This is a genomic window from Bacillus sp. FSL K6-0255 (assembly GCF_045040725.1).
Classification (GTDB): domain Bacteria; phylum Bacillota; class Bacilli; order Bacillales; family Bacillaceae; genus Bacillus; species Bacillus subtilis.
Map to the genome: position 1 here is coordinate 1580497 of NZ_CP150278.1, position 25712 is coordinate 1606208.

The window sequence follows — 25712 nt, forward strand, 5'->3', positions numbered from 1 at the left end:
CAATAAAGATACTACGTTAAGAGCAGGAGTTGTGAAGAATGAATGATCAACTGACCGCAATTTATACGGAACTTCTTCTGATGAAAGAAGAATTACAGTCCAGATTATTTGAGTATTCTTGCTTTCAGGTTTCTACAAGCCCGCAAGCAGCAATCAATCAAAAACAAAAAGCAACTCTGATCTATCATATTAAAGAAGAACTTCAAGACGTTCTCCTTGCATTGTCCAAAATCGAAAACGGCACATTCGGATACTGTGAAGAAACCGGGGCTCCCATTCCTCTTGCAAAGCTGGCAGTGCTGCCGACGGCCCGAACAGCAAACGATTTTCTTTATTCTGTCCAATTTGAGAAAAAAACGCTTCCGATATGGAAATCAACGGATATCGAATATGGTCAGGCACTGTATGAATAACAGTGTCTGGCTGGTTAATATGCCTGATATTTCTTTACTCCAGTGCTTTTTATTGATAAAATGCATAATGGATTAAAGTAACCGTAAACTGGAGGAACGTTTGTGCTGTATTATATGATTGCACTACTTATTATTGCAGCCGATCAATTGACAAAATGGCTAGTTGTTAAGAACATGGAACTTGGCCAAAGCATTCCGATCATTGATCAGGTATTCTATATCACCTCCCATCGCAATACGGGTGCTGCATGGGGGATATTAGCGGGTCAAATGTGGTTTTTCTACCTCATAACAACCGCTGTTATTATTGGTATTGTTTATTACATACAGCGTTATACAAAGGGACAAAGGCTTCTTGGCGTTGCCCTCGGACTTATGCTTGGCGGTGCCATCGGCAACTTTATCGATCGGGCTGTCAGACAGGAAGTTGTGGATTTTATCCATGTTATTATTGTCAATTACAATTACCCGATATTTAACATCGCGGACTCTTCACTATGTGTCGGCGTAATGCTTTTATTTATACAAATGCTGTTGGACAGCGGGAAAAAGAAAAAGGAGCAATAGCATGAATCAAATTGATATAACCGCTTCAGAAGAACAAAAAAGTGAGCGGATTGATAAATTTTTGGCATCGACTGAGAATGATTGGTCAAGAACCCAGGTTCAGCAATGGGTAAAAGACGGACAGGTTGTCGTGAACGGAAGCGCGGTGAAAGCGAATTACAAAATTCAGCCGGGTGATCAGGTGACCGTCACTGTACCCGAACCGGAAGCGCTCGACGTCCTGGCAGAGCCTATGGATCTCGATATTTATTATGAGGACCAGGATGTGCTGGTCGTCAACAAACCTCGCGGAATGGTTGTTCACCCAGCACCCGGTCATCTTACGGGCACACTTGTAAACGGCCTTATGGCTCATTGCACAGACCTTTCGGGTATAAATGGCGTGATGCGTCCGGGTATTGTTCACAGAATCGATAAGGACACGTCCGGTTTATTAATGGTGGCGAAAAATGATATGGCACACGAGTCACTCGTAAACCAATTGGTCAACAAAACGGTCACGCGAAAATATACGGCCGTTGTCCACGGGCTTATTTCTCACGATGACGGCACAATTGATGCGCCGATCGGACGAGATAAGAAAGACCGTCAAAGCATGACTGTGACACGTGATGGCAAAAACGCTGTCACTCATTTTCATGTACTTGAGCGTTTTCAGGATTTTACGTTAGTGGAATGCCAGCTTGAAACAGGAAGAACCCATCAAATTCGTGTTCATATGAAATATATCGGATTCCCATTAGCAGGCGATCCGAAATACGGCCCAAGAAAAACAATCGCCTTTAATGGCCAAGCGCTTCACGCGGGAGTTTTAGGTTTTGACCATCCACGAACAGGAGAATATGTCGAATTTGAAGCGCCGCTTCCCGAGGATATGGCAGAATTAATCGAAAACCTCAGAAAAAACGGTTGACAGAGGGTTTCTTTTCTGAAATAATAAACGAAGCTGAATAGATTCTTTAAAACAGTCCAGAGAGGCTGAGAAGGATAACGGATAGACGGGATGCGTGTACAGGCGCGCACCTTGTCCTAAAACCCCTCTATGCTCTGGCAGGAGGGGTTTTTTCTTCTATATGAACTGTGAGGTGTCACACATTGAATCAAAAAGCTGTCATTCTCGACGAACAGGCAATCAGACGGGCGCTGACCAGGATTGCTCACGAAATGATCGAACGCAATAAAGGAATGAATAACTGCATTCTTGTCGGTATTAAGACAAGAGGGATTTACCTGGCAAAACGCCTTGCGGAACGCATTGAACAGATTGAGGGAAATCCTGTTACAGTCGGTGAAATTGATATTACTCTTTACAGAGACGATCTTTCTAAAAAAACGAGCAACGATGAACCGCTTGTAAAAGGTGCAGATATTCCGGTAGATATTACAGATCAAAAAGTCATTCTCGTTGATGATGTTCTGTATACCGGAAGAACAGTCAGAGCAGGAATGGATGCGCTTGTTGATGTAGGCAGACCTTCCTCCATTCAGCTTGCAGTGCTTGTGGACAGAGGACACCGGGAGCTGCCGATCCGAGCGGATTATATCGGGAAAAACATCCCGACATCAAAGTCTGAAAAGGTTATGGTTCAGCTTGATGAGGTAGACCAAAACGATCTCGTCGCCATTTATGAAAACGAATAATAGATCACCTTTTTAAGGGCAATCCAGAGAGGTTGCAAAGAGGTGCACAACAAAGGCCCAAAAAGCATTCGGCAGGTCTTTGTATGCCTCTTTGCGTAAAAAAGCAAAGAGGTTTTTTTATACAGTCATTGAGTCATCCTAAAATGAAAGTCAACAATCAGGGGGAAATCATCATGAGTAAGAAAAAAGTAAATTTAGGGGTCAGGGATGTCCCGACACCTTTCTCTTGGGTTTCATTCAGCCTTCAGCATTTGTTTGCCATGTTTGGCTCAACCATTTTGGTTCCGAAGCTCGTCGGAATGAGTCCTGCTGTGGCGTTGGTGACAAGCGGCATCGGAACACTGGCGTACCTTCTTATTACGAAAGGACAAATTCCGGCGTATCTCGGTTCATCCTTCGCCTTTATTTCTCCGATCATTCTGGTAAAAGCGACCGGCGGGCCGGGAGCGGCAATGGTTGGGGCGTTTCTTGCAGGGCTGGTGTACGGGCTGATTGCCTTATTGATTAGGCAGCTTGGAACAGGATGGCTGATGAAGATTCTCCCGCCTGTAGTCGTAGGGCCTGTTATTATCGTCATCGGGCTGGGACTGGCAAGCACTGCGGTAAACATGGCGATGTATGCTGATCCGAACGCGAGTGAGTTGGTCTACAGCTTAAAGCACTTTAGTGTCGCAGGAGTTACGCTGGCAATCACGATTATTTGTGCGATTTTCTTACGAGGATTTTTAAGCCTGATTCCGGTTCTGATCGGAATCATCGGCGGATACCTGTTTGCCCTTACTCAAGGGATTGTCAACTTCCAGCCGGTGCTTGACGCGAAATGGTTCGCAGTGCCTGAATTTATCATTCCGTTCAAAGATTATTCACCGTCAGTTACACTCGGCATCGCAGCCGCAATGGTTCCTGTCGCATTTGTCACAATGTCAGAGCATATCGGCCACCAAATGGTGCTGAGCAAGGTTGTTGGACAAAACTTCATTAAAAAGCCAGGTCTTCATCGCTCTATTATGGGTGACAGTGTGGCGACAATCCTCGCTTCCCTGATCGGCGGTCCGCCGACAACGACTTACGGAGAAAACATTGGCGTGCTGGCCATCACAAGAGTATTCAGCGTCTTTGTCATCGGAGGAGCGGCAGTGATTGCCTGTTGCTTCGGCTTTATCGGCAAAATTTCAGCGCTGATCAGTTCAGTGCCGTCAGCGGTCATGGGAGGCGTCTCCTTCCTGCTGTTCGGAATCATTGCTTCAAGCGGCCTGAGAATGCTGATTGATAACAAAATTGATTATGAAAACAACAGAAACCTCATTATTACATCAGTTATCCTTGTGATCGGTGTAGGAGGCGCTTTTATCCAAGTGTCTCAAGGCGGATTCCAAGTGTCAGGAATGGCGCTTGCCGCAATTGTCGGTGTCATCTTAAACCTGATTCTTCCGCATGCGAAGGAAGAGCAGACAGACACATCTGAACAACATCATATCTAAAACCTTTTAATGAAAGTCCAGAGAGGCTTGGAAGGGTTATGAAGAGAAGGAAGCTTCAATGCTGCCCTCTATTTAACCATACCCCGAGTCTATCTTAGACCGGGGTTTTTTTCAGCCTTAAGTTGAAAAGAGAGGGGAAAGAACATGAAGCATTTAACGACGATGAGTGAACTCAGCACTGAGGAAATCAAAGATTTGCTTCAAACAGCACAAGATCTCAAAAGCGGAAAAACAGACAATCAGCTTACAGGAAAGTTTGCCGCAAACCTGTTTTTCGAACCGAGCACGAGAACGCGGTTCAGCTTTGAGGTCGCAGAAAAAAAGCTGGGCATGAATGTGCTCAACCTTGATGGAACAAGCACAAGCGTGCAAAAAGGCGAAACCTTATATGACACGATCCGGACGCTCGAATCAATCGGTGTGGACGTCTGCGTCATCAGGCACAGTGAGGATGAGTATTATGAAGAGCTTGTCAGCCAGGTGAACATTCCGATTCTGAATGCGGGAGACGGATGCGGCCAGCATCCGACACAATCACTGCTTGATTTAATGACGATTTATGAAGAGTTCAATACGTTCAAAGGGCTTACCGTCTCCATTCACGGTGACATCAAGCATAGCAGAGTGGCAAGGTCAAATGCGGAAGTGTTGACAAGATTGGGTGCCCGGGTCCTATTTTCCGGCCCTTCGGCATGGCAGGATGAAGAAAATACATTCGGCACGTATGTCTCAATGGATGAAGCAGTTGAGTCTTCCGATGTCGTCATGCTGCTGCGCATTCAAAATGAACGACATCAGTCCGCTGTCAGCCAGGAAGGCTATTTAAACAAATACGGCTTGACCGTAGAACGGGCTGAGCGTATGAAGCAGCATGCGATCATCATGCATCCTGCTCCGGTAAACAGAGGAGTGGAGATTGATGACAGCTTAGTAGAAAGCAAAAAATCAAGAATCTTCAAGCAAATGCAAAATGGCGTATTTATCAGAATGGCAGTGATACAGCGTGCCTTACAAACCAATGTGAAAAGAGGAGAAGCAGCATATGTCATATCTCATTAAAAACGGCTGGATACTAAACGAAAATGGTGAAAAAACAGAAGCGGATATCCGAGTGACTGGAGAAACCATCACCGCAATCGGCAAGCTTGATGCAACGGATAATGAAACGGTAATTGATGCGAAAGGTTTGCTCGTTTCACCTGGGTTTGTTGATCTCCACGTGCATTTCAGAGAGCCGGGCGGAGAGAAAAAAGAAACTATTGAAACCGGGGCCAAAGCGGCGGCACGCGGCGGCTATACTACAGTAGCAGCAATGCCGAATACGCGGCCGGTTCCTGATACAAAGGAGCAGATGGAATGGGTGCAAAACAGAATTAAAGAAACATCATGCGTCAGAGTTCTTCCATATGCATCCATTACGATCAGACAAATCGGCGATGAAATGACAAACTTTGAAGCATTAAAAGAAGCCGGGGCATTTGCTTTTACAGATGACGGTGTTGGTATACAGACAGCAGGTATGATGTATGAAGCGATGAAACGGGCAGCTGCAATTGACAAAGCGATTGTTGCACATTGCGAGGACAACTCCTTAATTTACGGAGGAAGCGTACATGAGGGGACATTCTCCAAAGCGAACGGGCTAAGCGGCATTCCTTCTGTGTGTGAATCGGTTCATATTGCCCGCGATGTGCTGCTGGCTGAGGCGGCAAACTGCCATTATCATGTATGCCATATCAGCACGAAAGAATCTGTCAGAGTTGTACGCGATGCGAAAAAAGCGGGAATCAGAGTGACAGCAGAAGTGTCGCCGCATCATTTGCTGCTTTGTGATGAGGACATCCCGGGGCTGGACACAAACTATAAAATGAATCCGCCGCTCCGCAGTGCAGAAGACAGAGCTGCTTTAATTGAAGGTCTTTTAGACGGAACAATTGATTTTATCGCAACAGACCATGCACCGCATACGGAAGAAGAGAAAAACACAGAAATGAAACTGGCGCCATTCGGAATTGTCGGCTTAGAAACAGCATTCCCGCTTCTTTACACACACTTTGTCAAAAATGGCAGCTGGTCGCTGAAGCAGTTGATTGACTACATGACAATCAAGCCATGCGAAGCGTTCGGTCTCCCATATGGAACATTACAAACGGGGCAAGCTGCGGACATTACGTTAATCGATTTAGAAAAAGAAGCAGTTATAGACAAAGAGACATTTTTATCAAAAGGAAAAAATACACCATTCAACGGCATCAGCTGCACCGGCTGGCCGGTCGCTACAATTGCGGCAGGGAAGCTTGCTTATGAAGAGGGGAGACTTGTCAAATGAAGAGACGATTAGTACTGGAAAACGGAGCGGTATTCGAGGGAGAAGCCTTCGGAAGCTTAGAACACAACATGGGAGAAGTCGTTTTTAATACTGGGATGACAGGCTATCAGGAAATTTTATCTGACCCTTCTTACTGCGGGCAGATCGTAACATTAACATACCCGCTTATCGGAAATTACGGCATTAACCGTGATGATTTTGAATCCATTACCCCTTTTGTAAAAGGGCTGATCATCAAAGAATTATGTGAGCTGCCTTCCAACTGGCGTTCAGCATACACCTTAGACGAGTATTTAAAAATGAAAAACATTCCCGGACTCCAGGGGATTGATACAAGGAAGCTGACAAGAATGATCCGCACGGCAGGCGCGCTAAAAGGAACATTCGCTTCATCTGATGAAGATATCGAAGCAGTGCTGAAAAGACTGAACGAAACGGAATTGCCAAGAAATCAAGTATCCCAAGTATCAGCAAAAACAGCATATCCGAGCCCGGGAAGAGGCAAACGCATTGTCTTGGTTGACTTCGGCATGAAACACGGGATTCTAAGAGAGCTGAACAAACGGAAATGTGACGTCATCGTTGTGCCTTACAACATTACAGCGGAAGAGGTGCTTCAGCTGAAACCGGACGGTATCATGCTTTCTAACGGACCTGGAGACCCGAAGGATGTGCCTGAAGCGATTGAAATGATTAAAGGTGTTCTTGGAAAAGTGCCATTATTCGGAATATGTCTTGGCCACCAATTATTCGCGCTGGCGTGCGGGGCGAATACTGAAAAAATGAAATTCGGCCACAGGGGCTCAAACCACCCGGTAAAAGAGCTGGCTACAGGAAAAGTTGCCTTAACATCTCAAAACCATGGATATACAGTTTCGTCTATCAGTAAAACAGAACTGGAAGTGACGCATATCGCAATTAACGACGATACGATTGAAGGGCTGAAGCATAAAACATTGCCGGCATTTACGGTTCAATATCATCCCGAAGCCTCACCTGGTCCTGAGGATGCCAACCATCTATTTGACAGATTCATCGAAATGATCGAAACAACAGAGAAAGAAGGGGAAGCGGTATGCCAAAACGCGTAGACATTAACAAAATTTTAGTAATCGGATCTGGACCGATCATCATCGGCCAAGCAGCAGAATTTGACTATGCGGGAACACAAGCCTGTCTTGCTTTGAAAGAAGAAGGCTATGAAGTCATCCTTGTCAACTCAAACCCTGCAACGATCATGACAGATACAGAAATGGCTGACCGGGTTTACATCGAACCGCTCACACCTGAATTCCTGACACGAATCATCAGAAAAGAGCGCCCGGATGCCATTCTTCCTACACTCGGAGGCCAAACCGGTTTGAATCTTGCGGTTGAGCTTTCTGAAAGAGGCGTTTTGGCAGAATGCGGCGTCGAAGTGCTTGGCACGAAACTGTCTGCGATTCAGCAAGCTGAAGACCGTGACTTGTTCAGAACATTAATGAATGAACTGAATGAACCGGTGCCTGAAAGTGAGATTATCCACTCCCTTGAAGAAGCAGAAAAATTCGTCAGTCAAATTGGATTCCCTGTCATTGTCCGCCCGGCATATACATTAGGCGGAACAGGCGGAGGCATCTGCTCGAATGAAACAGAGCTAAAAGAAATCGTTGAGAACGGCTTGAAATTAAGCCCGGTACACCAATGTCTGCTTGAAAAAAGCATCGCCGGCTATAAAGAAATCGAGTATGAAGTCATGAGAGACAGCCAGGATCACGCCATTGTCGTTTGTAACATGGAAAACATTGATCCAGTTGGAATCCATACTGGAGACAGTATTGTTGTCGCGCCGAGCCAAACGCTCAGCGATCGCGAATATCAGCTCTTGCGGAATGTATCGTTAAAACTGATTCGCGCGCTTGGGATCGAAGGCGGATGTAATGTCCAGCTCGCCTTAGATCCAGACAGCTTCCAATATTACATTATTGAAGTAAATCCGCGTGTCAGCCGTTCATCTGCCCTTGCATCAAAAGCAACGGGGTACCCGATTGCAAAGCTCGCTGCTAAAATTGCAGTCGGACTTTCATTAGATGAAATGATGAACCCGGTGACAGGAAAAACATATGCAGCATTTGAACCTGCTCTTGACTATGTCGTATCCAAAATTCCGCGCTGGCCGTTTGATAAGTTTGAATCAGCAAACAGAAAGCTTGGCACGCAAATGAAAGCGACAGGTGAGGTCATGGCAATCGGCCGCACGCTTGAAGAGTCATTGCTGAAGGCAGTGCGATCACTGGAAGCGGATGTGTATCATCTTGAATTGAAGGACGCCGCTGACATTTCAGATGAGCTTCTTGAAAAGCGAATTAAAAAGGCCGGTGATGAACGCTTATTCTACTTAGCTGAAGCGTACAGAAGAGGCTACACGGTAGAAGACCTCCATGAATTTTCCGCTATCGATGTCTTCTTCTTGCATAAGCTGTTCGGAATCGTACAGTTTGAAAAAGAATTGAAGGCCAATGCGGGCGATACAGATGTGCTGAGACGGGCAAAAGAACTCGGCTTCTCTGATCAGTACATCAGCCGTGAATGGAAAATGAAAGAATCTGAGCTTTACAGCTTGAGAAAACAAGCGGGGATTGCGCCGGTATTCAAAATGGTAGATACATGCGCGGCGGAATTTGAGTCAGAAACGCCATACTTCTATAGCACATATGAAGAAGAAAATGAATCTGTCGTTACAGATAAGAAAAGTGTGATGGTGCTTGGTTCGGGTCCGATTCGAATCGGTCAGGGTGTCGAGTTCGACTATGCGACGGTTCACTCTGTATGGGCAATTAAACAAGCAGGCTATGAAGCCATTATTGTCAACAACAACCCGGAAACCGTTTCAACAGACTTCAGCATCTCAGACAAGCTGTATTTTGAACCGCTTACGATTGAAGATGTCATGCACATCATTGACCTCGAACAGCCAATGGGCGTTGTCGTACAATTTGGCGGACAAACTGCGATTAACCTTGCTGACGAGCTTTCTGCACGCGGAGTGAAAATCCTTGGAACTTCATTAGAAGATTTAGACCGTGCCGAAGACCGGGATAAATTTGAACAAGCGCTTGGAGAACTTGGTGTTCCTCAGCCGCTTGGCAAAACAGCGACATCAGTTAATCAGGCGGTAAGCATCGCAAGTGATATCGGTTATCCGGTACTGGTACGCCCTTCCTATGTACTTGGCGGCCGGGCGATGGAGATTGTTTACCATGAAGAGGAACTGCTTCATTACATGAAAAATGCAGTCAAAATCAATCCACAGCACCCTGTATTAATTGATAGATACTTGACCGGAAAAGAAATTGAAGTCGATGCAGTATCCGACGGTGAAACAGTCGTCATTCCGGGAATTATGGAGCACATTGAACGTGCGGGCGTTCACTCCGGAGACTCAATCGCTGTTTATCCGCCTCAGTCTCTCACAGAGGACATTAAGAAAAAAATTGAACAATACACGATCGCATTGGCTAAAGGGCTGAATATTGTCGGTTTGCTCAATATTCAATTCGTCTTGTCGCAAGGCGAGGTGTACGTGCTAGAAGTGAATCCGAGATCAAGCAGAACCGTACCGTTTTTAAGCAAAATTACGGGTATCCCAATGGCGAATCTCGCAACAAAAATCATTCTTGGTCAAAAGCTGGCTGCGTTTGGCTATACAGAGGGCCTTCAGCCTGAACAGCAAGGTGTATTTGTAAAAGCGCCGGTCTTCTCCTTTGCCAAGCTGAGAAGAGTGGATATTACGTTAGGGCCTGAAATGAAATCAACAGGTGAAGTCATGGGGAAAGATTCGACACTTGAAAAGGCGCTCTACAAAGCCTTGATCGCTTCAGGTATTCAAATCCCGAACTACGGTTCCGTGCTTTTAACAGTAGCTGATAAGGACAAAGAAGAAGGGCTTGCCATTGCTAAGCGGTTCCACGCGATCGGCTACAACATTTTAGCGACGGAAGGAACGGCAGGCTACCTGAAAGAAGCTTCCATTCCAGCGAAGGTCGTCGGAAAAATCGGTCAGGATGGCCCGAACTTGCTTGATGTCATCAGAAACGGAGAAGCGCAGTTTGTCATCAATACGCTGACAAAAGGAAAGCAGCCGGCAAGAGACGGTTTTAGAATCAGACGTGAATCAGTAGAAAATGGTGTTGCCTGCCTAACATCTTTAGATACGGCAGAGGCGATATTGCGAGTGCTGGAAAGCATGACATTCCGTGCTGATCAAATGCCGGCAGTCAACACAAATCAGGAGGCGGCAGTCACTATATGAAAAAAGCGTATTTGACAGTATGTTCTAACCAGCAAATTGCAGACCGGGTGTTTCAAATGGTTCTGAAAGGGGAGCTTGTCCAAGGGTTTACAACCCCTGGACAGTTCCTTCATCTTAAAGTGAGCGAAGCGGTTACGCCTCTTTTGAGAAGGCCGATCAGCATCGCAGACGTCAACTTTGAAAAAAATGAAGTCACCATCATTTATCGGGTAGATGGGGAAGGGACAAGACTCTTGTCACTGAAGCAGCAGGGAGAACTTGTGGATGTCCTCGGGCCTTTGGGAAATGGCTTTCCTGTTAATGAAGTTCAACCCGGAAAGACGGCTTTGCTGGTAGGAGGCGGAGTAGGTGTGCCGCCTCTCCAAGAGCTGTCGAAACGCTTGATTGAAAAAGGGGTAAATGTCATCCACGTTTTAGGATTCCAATCGGCAAAGGATGTTTTTTACGAGGAAGAATGCCGGCAGTACGGAGACACGTATGTGGCAACAGCTGACGGAAGCTACGGGGAAACCGGATTTGTCACAGATGTGATTAAACGGAAAAAGCTAGAGTTTGATATCCTCCTCAGCTGCGGGCCGACACCGATGCTCAAGGCGTTAAAACAGGAATATGCCCATAAAGAAGTATATCTGTCCATGGAGGAACGAATGGGCTGCGGAATCGGCGCATGCTTCGCGTGTGTGTGCCATACAAACGAAAGTGAGACATCCTATGTAAAAGTATGTCTCGACGGGCCTGTATTTAAAGCTCAGGAGGTGGCGCTGTAATGCTAGAGGTGAAATTGCCGGGACTTGATTTGAAAAACCCAATCATTCCTGCATCAGGCTGCTTCGGTTTTGGAAAAGAATTTTCACGTTTTTATGATTTGTCTTGTCTTGGAGCTATCATGATTAAGGCTACGACAAAGGAGCCGCGCTTTGGGAATCCGACGCCGCGGGTAGCTGAGACTGGTGCTGGAATGCTCAATGCGATCGGTCTCCAAAATCCGGGGCTGGATAGTGTGTTGCATCATGAGCTGCCGTGGCTTGAGCAGTTTGATACACCGATCATTGCCAATGTCGCAGGTTCTCAAGTCGATGATTATGTTGAAGTCGCAGAACATATCAGCAAAGCGCCTAATGTTCATGCTCTTGAATTGAATATTTCCTGCCCGAATGTGAAAACAGGCGGAATCGCTTTTGGCACGAATCCTGAAATGGCTGCCGATTTGACAAAAGCGGTGAAAGAGGTTTCGGATGTACCCGTTTATGTGAAGCTATCCCCGAACGTGGCTAATATCACAGAAATTGCATTAGCGATCGAGGAAGCGGGAGCGGACGGTCTTACGATGATCAACACACTAATCGGCATGAGACTCGATTTAAAAACCGGCAAACCGATATTAGCGAATAAAACAGGGGGACTTTCGGGCCCTGCTGTGAAGCCGGTTGCCATTCGCATGGTGTATGAAGTCAGCCAGATGGTCAACATCCCGATTATCGGAATGGGAGGCGTGCAAACGGCTGAAGATGCCCTGGAATTTCTTCTCGCGGGAGCAAGCGCAGTCGCTGTCGGAACAGCAAACTTTGTGAATCCTTTTGCATGTCCAGAGATTATTGAACAGCTCCCATCTGTTTTGCTCCAATACGGCTATCAATCAATTGAAGAATGCATCGGAAGGAGCTGGAATCATGAAAAACAACCTGCCCATCATCGCGCTTGATTTTGCGTCAGCTGAAGAAACACTTGCGTTCTTAGCGCCTTTTCAGCAAGAACCGTTATTTGTAAAGGTTGGGATGGAGCTTTTTTATCAAGAAGGGCCATCTATCGTGAAACAACTAAAAGAAAGAAACTGCGAGCTATTTTTAGATCTAAAGCTTCATGACATCCCGACTACTGTAAACAAAGCGATGAAGCGCCTTGCCAGTCTTGGAGTAGACCTCGTCAATGTTCATGCTGCCGGGGGCAAAAAAATGATGCAGGCAGCTCTCGAAGGCTTAGAAGAAGGTACGCCGGCTGGAAAAAAACGTCCGTCACTTATCGCGGTAACCCAGCTGACAAGCACATCTGAACAAATCATGAAAGATGAACTGCTGATCGAAAAGTCTCTGATTGATACGGTTGTGCACTACAGCAAACAGGCGGAAGAAAGCGGACTGGATGGAGTGGTCTGCTCTGTTCATGAAGCAAAAGCCATTTACCAAGCGGTGTCGCCTTCATTTCTGACTGTCACTCCGGGGATCAGAATGTCAGAGGACGCTGCGAATGACCAAGTTCGCGTAGCGACGCCTGCCATAGCAAGAGAGAAAGGTTCATCAGCGATTGTAGTAGGACGCTCGATTACAAAAGCGGAAGACCCGGTAAAAGCCTATAAGGCTGTCAGACTTGAATGGGAGGGAATCAAATCTTGAAACAAATCATCGCAAAACATCTATTAGACATCCAAGCTGTATTTTTACGCCCGAACGAGCCGTTCACATGGGCAAGCGGCATTTTATCACCGATCTACTGTGACAACCGCCTTACGCTATCTTTCCCAGAGGTCAGAAACGATGTTGCTTCAGGTATCAGCAAGCTTGTTAAAGAGCATTTTCCTGAAGCTGAAATGATTGCGGGAACAGCAACTGCCGGTATTCCTCATGCTGCTCTTGCGGCGGACCATTTGAATCTTCCGATGTGTTATGTGAGGAGCAAGCCGAAGGCGCACGGAAAAGGCAATCAGATTGAGGGAGCTGTGCAAGAAGGGCAAAAAACAGTCGTCATTGAAGACTTAATTTCCACAGGAGGCAGCGTGCTTGAAGCTTGTGCAGCTTTACAAGCGGCCGGCTGTGAAGTGCTTGGTGTCGTCTCAATCTTTACGTACGGACTTCCTAAAGCGGAGGAAGCCTTCGCAAAGGCAGAACTGCCATACTACTCATTAACCGATTATGATACGCTCACAGAGGTCGCGCTTGAAAACGGAAATATTCATTCAGATGATCTAAAAAAGCTGCAAACATGGAAACGAAATCCCGAGTCAAAAGATTGGTTTAAAAAATAAAAAATAAATTCAAATGATGTAAAGAGGCTTCAAAGCCTTTCTGTACTTGAAAACAGGCTGTGAGGCCTGTTTTTTTATTAATCCTATAAAAAAAGTCGGGTTGACTTATGTTAGAATTGTGCTAAAATTTACTACAAATCTAAAAACTTATCAAGAGCGGCTGAGGGACTGGACCTATGAAGCCCGGCAACCTGCATAGTTTGTAAGGTGCTACTTCCAGCAAAATGAATTCCATTTTGAAAGATAAGGGCTGCATGCTGTTCCTGTCTTTCTTTCCGCCGGATTGAAAGTTTTTTATTTTAAGAGGTAAAAAGGCTATCTGTATATCAGCAGCCGCGAATCACATTACATGGGAAAAGACAACCGGCAGAAAGCTACTGTTTGTTTGTCTCCGAAAGGAGGAAAGAAGAAATGTTAACGTATGATAATTGGGAAGAACCAACGATTACATTTCCGGAAGACGATCCTTATAAAGGAGCGCTGTCAGTTTTAAAATGGGCATACGGCCATTACGGCGATCAGCTTGTTTATGCCTGCAGTTTCGGAATTGAGGGAATCGTTCTGATTGACTTAATTTATAAAGTGAAAAAAGACGCAGAGATTGTGTTTCTTGATACAGGACTTCATTTTAAAGAAACCTATGAAACAATTGAACGAGTGAAAGAGCGTTATCCGGGTCTTAATATCATCCTGAAAAAACCAGATCTCACCCTTGAGGAACAAGCCGAAGAACATGGTGACAAACTATGGGAAAGAGAGCCGAATCAGTGCTGCTATCTTAGAAAGGTCGTTCCTTTAAGAGAGGCGCTTTCAGGACATCCAGCCTGGCTTTCCGGCCTGCGCCGTGATCAAGGGCCAAGCCGTGCCAATACGAATTTCTTAAACAAAGATGAAAAATTCAAGTCAGTAAAAGTTTGCCCGCTTATCCATTGGACTTGGAAAGACATTTGGAGATATACATCCCGGAATGAACTGGACTACAATCCGCTTCATGACCAAGGCTATCCAAGTATTGGCTGTGCGCCTTGCACTTCTCCCGCTTTTACAGCAGAAGATTTGCGCTCAGGCAGATGGAATGGTATGGCGAAAACAGAATGCGGACTGCATGAATAAGGAGCTGCAAAATGGAATTAGCCGCTATTTTATTTAGCTTGTTTTTCGCGATGAATATTGGTGCAAGCGGCGCTGCAGCTTCGATGGGGGTTGCTTACGGCTCCGGAGCCATCAAAAAGAAAACTTACGCTTTGATCCTATGCGCAGTCGGTGTCTTTGCCGGGGCGGTCATTGGCGGAGGCGAGGTTGTAAAAACAATCAGCTCCGGCATTATTCCTGAGCAGACGATTACACTGACGATTGTTTGCATCATTATTGGAGCTGCTGCCCTGTCGCTCTTTACTGCTAATCTGCTCGGCATTCCTTTGTCGACAAGTGAAGTAACAGTCGGCGCGGTTGTCGGCGTGGGAGTGGCTTATAAAGTATTGTTTGTGAACAATCTTCTGATCATTGTGTCATTTTGGGTTTTTGTCCCGCTGTTCGCTTTCGGCTTCACCTATTTCGTATCTAAGCTGTTTCGTTATTTTAAGATTGAAGTAAAATCTTCTAAAAAGCAAAAAATCCTCGGCATTGTTTTGTTAGTTGCCGGATTTTTCGAAGCATTCTCTGCCGGCATGAATAACGTGGCGAATGCTGTTGGCCCGTTAGTAGCTGCCGGTGTGCTTGATGTCGGAAAAGGAACCTTGTATGGAGGAGCTTTTGTTGCTCTTGGCGCACTGTTATTAGGCCGGCGAGTGCTAGAAACAAACGGGAAGAAAATTACGAGGTTCTCCAAAGGGGAAGGCATTCTCTTATCCGGTACAGGAGCGGGACTGGTGATCATCAGTTCTGTATTTGGGATGCCGGTGCCCTTGGCGCAAGTCACGTCATCGTCTATTATCGGAATAGGCATGGCGAAAAACGGTCCGAACGTGTTCCATAAACAAGTTGTTCAAACGATGCTGAAGGTATGGATCGTATCGCCGTTTTTATCTTTATCGATTTCTTATCTGCTTGTATCCTTGTTTTTAAAAGCAGATTATTATTCGATCTTTATCATGGTAAGTGTGCTTTTAGCGGCGGGCGGTGCCATCAGCCTGACAAAGGCCATTCGTAAAGAGAGACGCTCAGTCCACGAACAAGGCGGGGGAATCTGATCATTAATCTGAGTAATTTTATAAGTTAACTAGGAGGAGATGGATATTATGAGCTTAGCACCACACGGAGGAACATTAGTAAACAGAGTAGATGAATCATATGATGTGAGCGGCATTCAAAAAGAAATTGAACTTGATTTAATTTCTTTCGCGGATTTGGAATTGATCGGTATCGGTGCATACAGCCCGATTGAAGGTTTCTTTAATGAAAAAGATTACGTATCAGTGGTCGAAAACATGCGTCTTTCTTCCGGCGTTGTCTGGTCTCTTCCAATCACGCTTCCGGTCGATGCGCAAAAAGCAGCGGAACTGTCACTTGGTGAAACGGTAAAGTTAACGTATGAAGGAGAAACTTACGGCGTTATCCAAATCGAAGACCTGTACGTGCCTGACAAACAAAAAGAAGCTGTCAATGTGTACAAAACAGATGAACAGGAGCATCCTGGTGTTAAAAAGCTGTTCAGCCGCGGCAATACATATGTCGGCGGACCGATTACGTTGATTAAAAAAGCTTCAAAACAGTTCCCTGAATTTACATTTGAACCGTCAGAAACGAGACGCCAGTTTGCGGAAAAAGGCTGGGAAACCATTGTCGGTTTCCAAACAAGAAACCCTGTTCACAGAGCGCATGAATACATTCAAAAAACGGCTCTTGAAACAGTAGACGGCTTGTTCTTGAATCCGTTAGTAGGTGAAACAAAATCTGATGACATTCCAGCTGATGTACGGATGGAAAGCTACCAAGTGCTTCTTGATCATTATTACCCGAAAGATCGTGTTTTCCTTGGTGTCTTTTTAGCGGCGATGCGTTATGCAGGCCCGAGAGAAGCAATTTTCCACGCGCTTGTCAGAAAGAACTACGGCTGCACACATTTCATCGTCGGCCGTGATCATGCAGGTGTAGGCGACTATTACGGAACATACGAAGCACAGGAACTGTTTGACACATTTAAACCTGAAGAACTCGGAATTACACCGCTGAAATTTGAGCACAGCTTCTTCTGTAAAAAATGCGGAAATATGGGAACAGCAAAAACTTGCCCTCATGGCAGAGAGCATCACGTCATTTTATCAGGCACTAAGGTAAGAGGTATGCTGAGAGACGGTGTGCTGCCGCCTGCTGAATTCAGTCGAAAAGAAGTAGTAGAAGTGTTAATCAAAGGGATGAAGAAAAAAGAAGAAGTAGGCGTATCTTAAGGAGGACTGGCAGTGACAAATCGCGATATTGTATGGCATGAAGCCTCTATCACAAAAGAAGAGTATCAGCAAAAAAACAAGCATAAAAGCTCCATTCTCTGGCTGACAGGGTTAAGCGGCTCAGGCAAATCAACCATTGCCAACGCCGCTGCGAGAGAATTGTTTGAGCAAGGCTACCAAGTCATTGTGCTGGACGGGGATAATATCCGTCACGGCCTAAATAGGGATCTTGGTTTTTCTGATGAAGACCGAAAAGAAAACATCCGCCGGATCGGAGAGGTGGCGAAGCTTTTTGTTCAGCAGGGAACCATTGTGATTACTGCTTTTATCTCTCCTTTCCGCGAGGACAGACAACAGGTTCGCGAGCTTGTGGAAGCGGGCGAATTTAATGAAGTCTACATTAAATGCGACCTTGATATTTGTGAACAAAGAGATCCGAAAGGGCTTTACAAAAAAGCAAGAAACGGCGAGATTCCGTTCTTTACAGGAATTGATTCTCCTTATGAAGAACCGGAAGCTCCAGAGCTCGTTCTTGATTCAGGACAGCATGACCGTGAAGCGTGTAAAAATCAGCTGATCGAGTTTGTTAAACAAAAATTGAGCTGAATATGATCTGCTGCGTTCTTCTCAGATGCCGGAATGCAAGCGAGAACATCATCACAGCGAATCTTCTGGAAGAACTCGAATAGATCGGGGGAAATACGATGGGGAAAGTATATATTGTAGGAGCGGGTCCCGGTGACCCTGATCTGCTGACAATTAAAGCGCTGAAAGCCATTGAAAAAGCTGATGTCATCTTATATGACAGATTAGTAAATAAAGAGATTTTACAATATGCCAAAGAGCAAGCAGACCTGATCTACTGCGGGAAGCTTCCGGATTTTCATACGATGAAGCAGGAAACCATCAATCGATTTCTTGTGAAGTATGCGCAAAAAGGGAAAATGGTTGTCAGACTGAAAGGCGGAGACCCTTTTGTGTTCGGGAGAGGAGGGGAAGAAGCGGAATGCCTCTCTGAAAATGGAATTCCGTTTGAAATCATTCCCGGCATTACGTCTGGAATCGCGGCAGCCGCTTATGCCGGGATTCCTGTTACCCATCGGGATGCGGGCTCTAACGTCGCTTTTGTAACGGGTCACTATAAAAAAGAAGAAGATTTTGAGGAAAAGTGGAAAGCGCTGGCTACAGGAATTGATACACTTGTCATCTATATGGGTATCAAAAACGTGCAGCAGATTGAAAGAAAACTCCTTGAAAATGGCCGGGACGGTTCTACGCCAGCAGCCTTTATTCATTGGGGGACAACGGACAAGCAAAAATCTGTTTTTTGTACAGTTGACACCCTTTCAGAAACGGTGATAAAAGAAAACATTACAAATCCGAGTTTAATTGTCATTGGAAATGTTGTAAATTATCACTATAAGCTGGAATGGTTTGAATCTGAACTAAAAAAACAAGATTTAAGCGAGGCGTTGTAAAAATGAAACAAGCAATTTTATATGTCGGCCACGGCAGCCGGGTCAAAAAAGCGCAGCAAGAAGCCGCAGCCTTTTTGGAAGGATGCAAGGCCCACATCTCTGTGCCAGTACAAGAAATCAGCTTTTTAGAGCTTCAGGAGCCGACAATTGAGACAGGATTTGAAGCATGTGTGAAGCAAGGTGCCACTCATATCGCAGTGGTGCCTCTGCTTCTTTTAACAGCTGCGCATGCAAAACATGATATTCCGGAAGAAATTGTCCGTGTTGCATCTCGATATCCATCAGTCCGTATTTCATACGGAAAGCCGATCGGGATTGACGAAGAAGTAGTCAAGGCTGTATATCACCGAATGAAAGACATAGGTGTTCCGTATGAAAATGCCAGAGTGGTGCTCATCGGAAGGGGAAGTTCAGATCCAGACGTCAAAAGAGACGTAACCGGAATTGCTAATCTTCTTCAGGAAATGGTTCCAGTGAAGGAAGTCATTCCGTGCTTTTTGACAGCATGCGGCCCTAATTACAAAGAGGTTTTTTCAGAACTTGAAAAAGATGACGGCATAACAACCTTTATCGTTCCATATTTGCTTTTTACGGGTATGCTGATGAATGAAATCGAACGAGAGGTTCAGAAATTAAAAGCCCATAATCCGAACGTCTACCTCTCTTCCTATATCGGTTTTCATCCTCATGTGAAAAACGCATTTTTGAACCGTGTGAGAGAAACTGCGGCAAATTCTGAGGGACAATTTGATTTTGATGGAGGTTCATATGCTTCCGCTGCACATTAGCCTGGAAAAGAAGAAGGTTGTGATTGCGGGGGGCGGAAGCATCGCTCTCAGAAGGCTGAAAACGGTGATTTCTGAGGGAGCTGATATAACGCTTGTCAGTCCGGATGTGGAACCGGAAATCAAGCAAATGGCAGAAGAGCGGCGTATCAAATGGGAAAAACGGACAATTGAAAAAGAAGATTATCTCAATGCTTTCTTCATTATTGCTGCGACGGATAATGCGGCAGTGAACAAAGAAATTGCCCAATCCGCTTCGCCTTTTCAGCTTGTCAATTGTGTCAGTGACGCTGAGCTTGGCAATGTATATATGCCGAAAATCGTAAAAAGAGGGCATGTCACTGTGTCTGTTTCTACAAGCGGAGCCAGTCCAAAGCACACGAAAGAGCTTGCTGAAAACGTGGATAAGCTGATTGACGGCGATTTTGTTGCTGAAGTGAACAGGCTTTATCAGATGAGAAGAAAGAAATAAGCCAGAGCATACAAATGCTCTGGCTTTTCTTTATGCGGCTCAGCTTTTTTTGAGCTTGATGACAGTATCAGCATCAGGCGTGACAAAGACGGTATGCTGGCTGTCATAAGTGACGAAACCGGGTTTCGCGCCGTTTGGTTTTTTGACATGCCTGATTTTTGTATAATCTACAGGCACTGAACTTGAATCTTTAGCTTTTGAAAAATAAGCTGCAATTGTCGCGGCTTCCATGATTGTTTGCTCATCAGGTTCGCTGCTTCTGATCACAACGTGGGAGCCGGGAATGTCCTTCGTGTGAAGCCAGATATCGTCTCTGGCCGCCACTCTTGTCGTTAAATATTCATTTTGACGATTGTTCTTACCCACTAAAATTGTCAGCCCTGAGGTGGATTCATATGTTTCTAACACCGGATTGTGCGGTTTTTGCTTTTTCTGGCCTTTTTGCTGCTTAGGGCGTAAATATTTGCCCTCAACAAGCTCTTCCCTGATTTCGCTGATATCCCGGGGAGAAGCGGACGAAAGCTGCTGAATCAGCTGATCAAAATATTCGATCTCTTCCTGTGCCAGCCTGATTTGCTCCTCGACAACTGCGACCGAATTTTTCGCTTTCTGATACTTCGTGAAATAGGCCTGTGCGTTTTCAGAAGGCGTTTTGTTCGGGTTTAAAGGAATCGTGATTGTCGGGCTTTCTTCATCATAATAATTGATGACCTCAGCCTGTTTATCACCTTTTTTCAGCATATATAAATTAGCGGTTAAAAGCTCTCCGTAAAGCTGAAATTCCTTCGCGTTTTCCGAATACTCCAGGGTTTTCTCTAATTTTTTGATTTTGTTGGCATTCTTCTTCCGTTCGTTCACAACAAAACGCTCAAGATCCTGAGCCTGTTGCTTAACCCGGTCTCGTTCAGCTTTTCCGAAATAAAAACGGTCGAGCAGTTCGCTTAATGAATCAAAACGGCGCGCTTCGCCCTTTAGATGAGTCAGCTCCAGCAGATAAAAATATTCCTTTCCGTTTACAGTCGTAATGTTGGGAATGAAACGGTGCTCTTTCACTTCGGCAAACAGTGCCAGCAACGCTTTTGGCAGTGTGACTTTGTTGGCAAGGCCTGCTCTGTGAACCGCTTCTTTGGCGAAAAGCGGAGACACGCCTGAAAAGTGGTCGACAATTTGTTTATCAAGCCTTCCTTCTTGAAAGCTGAGGTGACGCAAAATATCATCTTCTGACGCCTCAAGAGGCGATATTTTGTCCTGAGCAGGCGGAAGCTTATAATCTTGGCCGGGCAGTACTGTACGGTAGCTGTTCATTGACGGTGATAAATGCTTAAGTCCGTCGATAATCACATTTTCTGCTGCGTCAGTCAAAATGATATTGCTGTGGCGGCCCATAATTTCTACATAAAGCTTTCGTACGGTTTCATCGCCAATTTCGTTTCGGCTTTTGATATGAAAAATCATAATGCGGTCTAAGCCCGCTTGTTCAATTTTCTCAATGAATCCGCCTTCGATATGCTTTCTCAGCAACATGCAAAACATTGGCGGTTCGCTTGGATTTTCATAAGCTTGTGCCGTGATATGCACCCGTGAATAGCTCGGATGTGCCGATAATAATAGTTTTTGGTTTTTTCCCTTGGCACGGATGTGGAAAATCACATCGTGCTTATATGGCTGATGGATTTTTGTAATTCGTCCGCCCATTATTTTCTCGTTAAGTTCGTGTGTCATTCCGTATGTAAACATGCCATCAAACGACATATGCAATACACCCTCTCATTCTTCCTGCATTCGATAATTATAGCATGAAATGGGACGAGTCAGAATAAGCATGCTTATAGAGTGATATCTCTATAAGAGAGCAGGGGAGTGGACGAGCGGAATGAAGTTTCATGAAATGGGACAAACAGATTTACTAGAGGCAACCAATACGTCCATGAAACAAGGATTAACAGAAAAAGAGGTAAAAAAACGCCTTGACAAGCATGGACCAAACGAGCTGCAAGAAGGGAAAAAAACTTCAGCGCTTCTCTTGTTTTTCGCGCAGTTCAAAGATTTTATGGTGCTTGTGCTTCTGGCGGCAACGTTAATCTCAGGATTTCTTGGTGAATATGTAGATGCGGTTGCGATTATTGCGATTGTGTTTGTGAATGGCATACTCGGTTTCTTTCAAGAAAGGCGTGCTGAGCAATCTCTTCAGGCTTTAAAAGAGCTTTCAACACCGCACGTCATGGCACTCAGGGAAGGAAGCTGGACAAAGATTCCTTCTAAGGAACTGGTGCCGGGTGATATTGTGAAATTTACGAGCGGGGACAGAATTGGCGCAGACGTTCGAATTGTTGAAGCGAGAAGCCTTGAAATAGAAGAATCAGCGCTAACCGGGGAATCAATCCCGGTTGTGAAGCATGCTGATAAATTGAAAAAACCGGATGTTTCACTCGGCGATATTACCAATATGGCATTTATGGGTACGATTGTGACCCGCGGCAGCGGTGTCGGGGTTGTCGTCGGGACAGGAATGAATACGGCTATGGGGAAAATTGCCGACATGCTTGAATCGGCAGGGACATTGTCAACCCCGCTGCAAAGAAGACTGGAGCAGCTCGGGAAGATTTTGATTGTTGTTGCATTGCTTCTGACCGTACTTGTCGTTGCTGTCGGTGTTATTCAGGGTCATGATCTGTACAGTATGTTTTTAGCAGGTGTCTCGTTAGCGGTAGCCGCTATTCCGGAGGGGCTGCCGGCGATTGTGACAGTGGCGCTTTCGCTTGGTGTACAGAGGATGATTAAACAAAAATCCATTGTTAGAAAGCTTCCTGCTGTTGAAACGCTTGGGTGTGCGTCTATCATTTGCTCAGATAAAACAGGGACAATGACCCAAAACAAAATGACAGTGACGCATGTCTGGTCCGGAGGGAAAACATGGAGAGTGGCAGGGGCCGGCTATGAACCGAAAGGAAGCTTCACACTAAACGAAAAAGAGATCAGTGTCAATGAACATAAGCCGCTTCAGCAGATGCTTCTGTTCGGAGCGCTTTGTAACAACTCCAATATTGAGAAAAGAGACGGCGAATATGTGCTTGACGGAGATCCGACAGAGGGAGCGCTGCTCACCGCGGCAAGAAAAGGCGGTTTTTCAAAGGAGTTTGTTGAATCTAATTACAGAGTGATTGAAGAATTTCCGTTTGATTCCGCACGGAAAATGATGACTGTCATCGTAGAGAATCAAGACAGAAAGCGCTATATCATTACAAAAGGTGCGCCGGATGTACTCATGCAGCGATCTTCCCGTATTTATTATGATGGCTCAGCGGCTCTTTTTTCAAATGAAAGAAAAGCAGAAACAGAGGCGGTATTAAGACATTTGGCATCACAGGCGCTCAGAACGATAGCGGTCGCCTACAGGCCGATAAAAGCAGGCGAAACACCGTCAATGGAGCAGGCGGAAAAAGATCTGACCATGCTTGGCCTTTCAGGTATCATTGATCCCCCGCGGCCGGAAGTCAGACAGGCGATTAAAGAATGCCGTGAAGCGGGAATTAAGACCGTCATGATTACAGGTGATCATGTAGAAACCGCTAAAGCGATAGCGAAAGACTTGCGCCTCCTTCCGAAAAGCGGCAAAATCATGGACGGCAAGATGCTGAATGAACTTTCTCAAGAAGAGCTTTCTCATGTGGTGGAGGATGTGTATGTATTTGCCCGCGTTTCCCCTGAACATAAACTAAAAATCGTAAAAGCCTATCAGGAGAACGGGCATATTGTGGCGATGACGGGAGACGGCGTCAATGATGCTCCTGCCATTAAACAGGCTGATATCGGCGTCTCTATGGGCATTACCGGGACAGATGTGGCCAAAGAAGCATCATCTCTTGTTCTCGTGGATGATAATTTTGCGACGATTAAATCAGCGATAAAAGAAGGCAGGAACATCTACGAAAATATCAGGAAGTTTATCAGATACCTGTTGGCGTCTAACGTCGGAGAAATCCTTGTCATGCTGTTTGCGATGCTGCTTGCCCTTCCTTTACCGCTGGTTCCGATTCAGATTTTGTGGGTCAACTTGGTGACGGACGGATTGCCGGCAATGGCGCTCGGCATGGATCAGCCGGAAGGAGACGTCATGAAGCGCAAGCCCCGTCATCCGAAAGAAGGGGTATTTGCCCGCAAGCTAGGATGGAAGGTCGTTTCCAGAGGATTTTTAATCGGAGTTGCCACTATTTTAGCGTTTATCATTGTGTACCACCGCAATCCGGAAAACTTGGCTTATGCCCAGACGATCGCGTTTGCCACATTGGTGCTCGCTCAGCTTATTCACGTGTTTGACTGCCGCAGCGAAACTTCTGTTTTCTCTAGAAATCCGTTTCAAAACCTGTATTTAATCGGCGCGGTATTGTCATCCATTTTGCTGATGCTTGTAGTAATCTACTATCCGCCGCTTCAGCCGATTTTCCATACTGTAGCCATCACGCCGGGGGACTGGATGCTCGTCATCGGTATGTCCGCCATCCCTACTTTTTTGCTGGCGGGGTCACTTTTAACAAGAAAAAAATAAATTCATATGATATAATCTTAGGGGTAATAGCGTGTCTATTGCCCTTTTATTATGAGAACAGGGAAGAATTGGGTGTTTTAAAATGATACGAAGTATGACAGGCTTCGGCAGTGCAAGCAAAACACAAGACGATCTCTCTGTAAGCGTTGAACTTAAATCTGTGAACTACAGATTTAAAGAAGTGAACGCTCGTTTGCCAAGGCCTTTGCTATATTTTGAAGATAAGCTGAAACAGACCATTCTGCAGCATATTCAGCGCGGAAGAATTGAGCTTTTCGTATCCGTTGACAGCGATATGCTTGTTGAGAAAAGGCTTGAAATTGATTGGCCGCTGCTCGATGAGTTTGTCGCAGCCGCGAGAGATATGAAGAAGCGGTATCAATTGTCTGCAGAGCCCGATGTAATGGATTTCTTTAAGCTTGATCATGTCGTCCAGGTTCATGAAGAACAGACGCAAAATGACAAGCTGGAGGCGTTGATCATCGATGCTGCAGAAGAAGCGGTAAAAGGTCTCTGTGAAATGCGTGAAAAAGAGGGGCTGCTCTTAGCGAAAGACTGCCTGATGCATATTGATCAGCTTGAAGAGCTGGTGAGAGAAACTGAATTGCTGGCTGCAGATGTCGTATCTCGTTACCGGGAACGGCTGTATGCCAGAATCAAAGAATGGACTGAAGACGTATTAGACGAGAGCCGGCTTGTAACAGAATGCGCTATTTTTGCAGACCGCTCTGATATCACTGAAGAGATTACAAGGCTGAAGAGCCACTTCGCCCAGTTTCGTGATATATTAGCTAGTGGCGGAGCTGTCGGGCGCAAACTCGACTTTCTTGTTCAGGAGCTCAATCGGGAAGCAAATACGATCGGCTCAAAAGCAAATGATCATCAGATCACAAAGCTTGTCGTTGAAATGAAAAGTTCTATTGAAAAAATAAAAGAACAAGTGCAAAATATAGAATAGTGACTGTGCGTATTGTTTACAGACGGTCTTACTAGGCTAAACTAGAGACGTCTATTTTACAGGGGGAACGTAGAAGATGACGATTAAACTGATTAATATCGGATTTGGCAATATCATCTCCGCCAATCGGATGATTTCGATTGTCAGCCCGGAGTCTGCGCCAATCAAACGGATGATTCAGGATGCAAGAGACCGCGGAATGCTAATTGACGCTACATACGGACGAAGAACCCGTGCAGTTGTCGTCATGGATAGTGATCACATTATCTTATCTGCCGTCCAGCCTGAGACAGTTGCACACAGACTTTCTGTTAAAGAAGAAATTATGGATGAAGGGCAGGGGTAA

The 25712-nt window shown here is 45.4% G+C and carries 24 protein-coding genes and 1 riboswitch; of the genes, 23 read left to right on the forward strand and 1 reads right to left on the reverse strand.

Annotated features, from left to right (window positions below):
• The first annotated feature begins 38 nt into the window (after positions 1 to 38).
• The 20 genes from ylyA to sirC all read left to right on the forward strand — a co-directional run bounded on the left by ylyA (position 39) and on the right by sirC (position 19862).
• Entirely contained in the window at positions 39 to 413 is a 375-nt protein-coding gene (gene ylyA / locus MHB62_RS08255; protein WP_003245479.1) for a sporulation-related RNA polymerase-binding protein YlyA, read from the forward strand.
• Between the two features lie 102 nt (positions 414 to 515).
• Positions 516 to 980, forward strand: coding sequence for a signal peptidase II (lspA, locus tag MHB62_RS08260; RefSeq protein WP_003245047.1), 465 nt, complete (start codon positions 516 to 518; stop codon positions 978 to 980).
• Position 981: 1 nt separating this feature from the next.
• Positions 982 to 1893, forward strand: coding sequence for an RluA family pseudouridine synthase (locus tag MHB62_RS08265; RefSeq protein ID WP_024572186.1), 912 nt, complete (start codon positions 982 to 984; stop codon positions 1891 to 1893).
• Positions 1894 to 2075: 182 nt separating this feature from the next.
• On the forward strand, positions 2076 to 2621 hold the full coding sequence (gene pyrR / locus MHB62_RS08270) for a bifunctional pyrimidine operon transcriptional regulator/uracil phosphoribosyltransferase (protein ID WP_003232127.1): 546 nt from the start codon (positions 2076 to 2078) through the stop codon (positions 2619 to 2621).
• Between the two features lie 173 nt (positions 2622 to 2794).
• Positions 2795 to 4102, forward strand: a complete 1308-nt coding sequence (pyrP, locus tag MHB62_RS08275) for a uracil permease PyrP (protein WP_032721520.1) — start codon at positions 2795 to 2797, stop codon at positions 4100 to 4102.
• 144 nt (positions 4103 to 4246) lie between these two features.
• Entirely contained in the window at positions 4247 to 5161 is a 915-nt protein-coding gene (locus MHB62_RS08280) for an aspartate carbamoyltransferase catalytic subunit (protein WP_015252126.1), read from the forward strand.
• Complete coding sequence (locus tag MHB62_RS08285; RefSeq protein WP_015252125.1) at positions 5145 to 6431, forward strand: dihydroorotase; 1287 nt, start codon at positions 5145 to 5147, stop codon at positions 6429 to 6431. Before MHB62_RS08280 ends, MHB62_RS08285 begins: the two co-directional genes overlap by 17 nt.
• Positions 6428 to 7522 carry a carbamoyl phosphate synthase small subunit gene (locus MHB62_RS08290; protein WP_003232115.1) on the forward strand — a complete coding sequence of 365 codons (1095 nt, stop codon included), beginning with the start codon at positions 6428 to 6430 and terminating at the stop codon, positions 7520 to 7522. The genes MHB62_RS08285 and MHB62_RS08290 overlap by 4 nt, the downstream gene beginning before the upstream one ends.
• Positions 7507 to 10722 (forward strand): carbamoyl-phosphate synthase (glutamine-hydrolyzing) large subunit, encoded by a 3216-nt coding sequence (gene carB, locus MHB62_RS08295; RefSeq protein ID WP_003232113.1) that lies wholly within the window; start codon positions 7507 to 7509, stop codon positions 10720 to 10722. Before MHB62_RS08290 ends, carB begins: the two co-directional genes overlap by 16 nt.
• Positions 10719 to 11489 (forward strand): dihydroorotate oxidase B electron transfer subunit, encoded by a 771-nt coding sequence (gene pyrK, locus MHB62_RS08300; RefSeq protein ID WP_003232111.1) that lies wholly within the window; start codon positions 10719 to 10721, stop codon positions 11487 to 11489. Before carB ends, pyrK begins: the two co-directional genes overlap by 4 nt.
• A complete protein-coding gene (locus MHB62_RS08305; protein ID WP_003245610.1) occupies positions 11489 to 12424 on the forward strand; it encodes a dihydroorotate dehydrogenase in 936 nt (311 codons plus the stop codon). The genes pyrK and MHB62_RS08305 overlap by 1 nt, the downstream gene beginning before the upstream one ends.
• Entirely contained in the window at positions 12393 to 13112 is a 720-nt protein-coding gene (pyrF, locus tag MHB62_RS08310; protein WP_003232107.1) for an orotidine-5'-phosphate decarboxylase, read from the forward strand. Before MHB62_RS08305 ends, pyrF begins: the two co-directional genes overlap by 32 nt.
• The gene (gene pyrE / locus MHB62_RS08315; protein WP_003245090.1) at positions 13109 to 13741 is read left to right on the forward strand and encodes an orotate phosphoribosyltransferase; all 633 of its coding nucleotides are present in this window, start codon (positions 13109 to 13111) and stop codon (positions 13739 to 13741) included. The genes pyrF and pyrE overlap by 4 nt, the downstream gene beginning before the upstream one ends.
• A 144-nt stretch (positions 13742 to 13885) precedes the next feature.
• A riboswitch (SAM riboswitch) is annotated at positions 13886 to 13991 on the forward strand.
• 161 nt (positions 13992 to 14152) lie between these two features.
• Complete coding sequence (locus MHB62_RS08320; protein ID WP_003232103.1) at positions 14153 to 14854, forward strand: phosphoadenylyl-sulfate reductase; 702 nt, start codon at positions 14153 to 14155, stop codon at positions 14852 to 14854.
• Between the two features lie 11 nt (positions 14855 to 14865).
• On the forward strand, positions 14866 to 15930 hold the full coding sequence (cysP, locus tag MHB62_RS08325; protein WP_003232101.1) for a sulfate permease: 1065 nt from the start codon (positions 14866 to 14868) through the stop codon (positions 15928 to 15930).
• Between the two features lie 48 nt (positions 15931 to 15978).
• On the forward strand, positions 15979 to 17127 hold the full coding sequence (sat, locus tag MHB62_RS08330; RefSeq protein WP_003245745.1) for a sulfate adenylyltransferase: 1149 nt from the start codon (positions 15979 to 15981) through the stop codon (positions 17125 to 17127).
• A 12-nt stretch (positions 17128 to 17139) separates the two neighbouring features.
• Positions 17140 to 17733 (forward strand): adenylyl-sulfate kinase, encoded by a 594-nt coding sequence (gene cysC / locus MHB62_RS08335; protein WP_003232097.1) that lies wholly within the window; start codon positions 17140 to 17142, stop codon positions 17731 to 17733.
• 98 nt (positions 17734 to 17831) lie between these two features.
• Positions 17832 to 18605: a uroporphyrinogen-III C-methyltransferase gene (gene cobA / locus MHB62_RS08340; protein ID WP_003232095.1), complete on the forward strand. Its 774-nt coding sequence runs from the start codon at positions 17832 to 17834 to the stop codon at positions 18603 to 18605.
• A gap of 2 nt (positions 18606 to 18607) precedes the next feature.
• The gene (sirB, locus tag MHB62_RS08345) at positions 18608 to 19393 is read left to right on the forward strand and encodes a sirohydrochlorin chelatase (protein WP_003232093.1); all 786 of its coding nucleotides are present in this window, start codon (positions 18608 to 18610) and stop codon (positions 19391 to 19393) included.
• Positions 19374 to 19862 (forward strand): precorrin-2 dehydrogenase, encoded by a 489-nt coding sequence (gene sirC, locus MHB62_RS08350; RefSeq protein ID WP_003232091.1) that lies wholly within the window; start codon positions 19374 to 19376, stop codon positions 19860 to 19862. Before sirB ends, sirC begins: the two co-directional genes overlap by 20 nt.
• A 39-nt stretch (positions 19863 to 19901) precedes the next feature.
• Here sirC and rqcH read toward each other — a convergent pair whose 3' ends face one another.
• Positions 19902 to 21614 (reverse strand): tRNA modification protein RqcH, encoded by a 1713-nt coding sequence (gene rqcH, locus MHB62_RS08355; RefSeq protein WP_003232089.1) that lies wholly within the window; start codon positions 21612 to 21614, stop codon positions 19902 to 19904.
• A 121-nt stretch (positions 21615 to 21735) separates the two neighbouring features.
• On the opposite strand from rqcH, the gene MHB62_RS08360 reads away from it, so the two are divergent.
• From MHB62_RS08360 to remA, 3 genes are all read left to right on the forward strand, one after another.
• A complete protein-coding gene (locus tag MHB62_RS08360) occupies positions 21736 to 24408 on the forward strand; it encodes a calcium-translocating P-type ATPase, SERCA-type (protein ID WP_003232087.1) in 2673 nt (890 codons plus the stop codon).
• 82 nt (positions 24409 to 24490) lie between these two features.
• Positions 24491 to 25366: a YicC/YloC family endoribonuclease gene (locus tag MHB62_RS08365; RefSeq protein ID WP_009967215.1), complete on the forward strand. Its 876-nt coding sequence runs from the start codon at positions 24491 to 24493 to the stop codon at positions 25364 to 25366.
• A gap of 76 nt (positions 25367 to 25442) precedes the next feature.
• A complete protein-coding gene (gene remA, locus MHB62_RS08370; RefSeq protein ID WP_003154355.1) occupies positions 25443 to 25712 on the forward strand; it encodes an extracellular matrix/biofilm regulator RemA in 270 nt (89 codons plus the stop codon).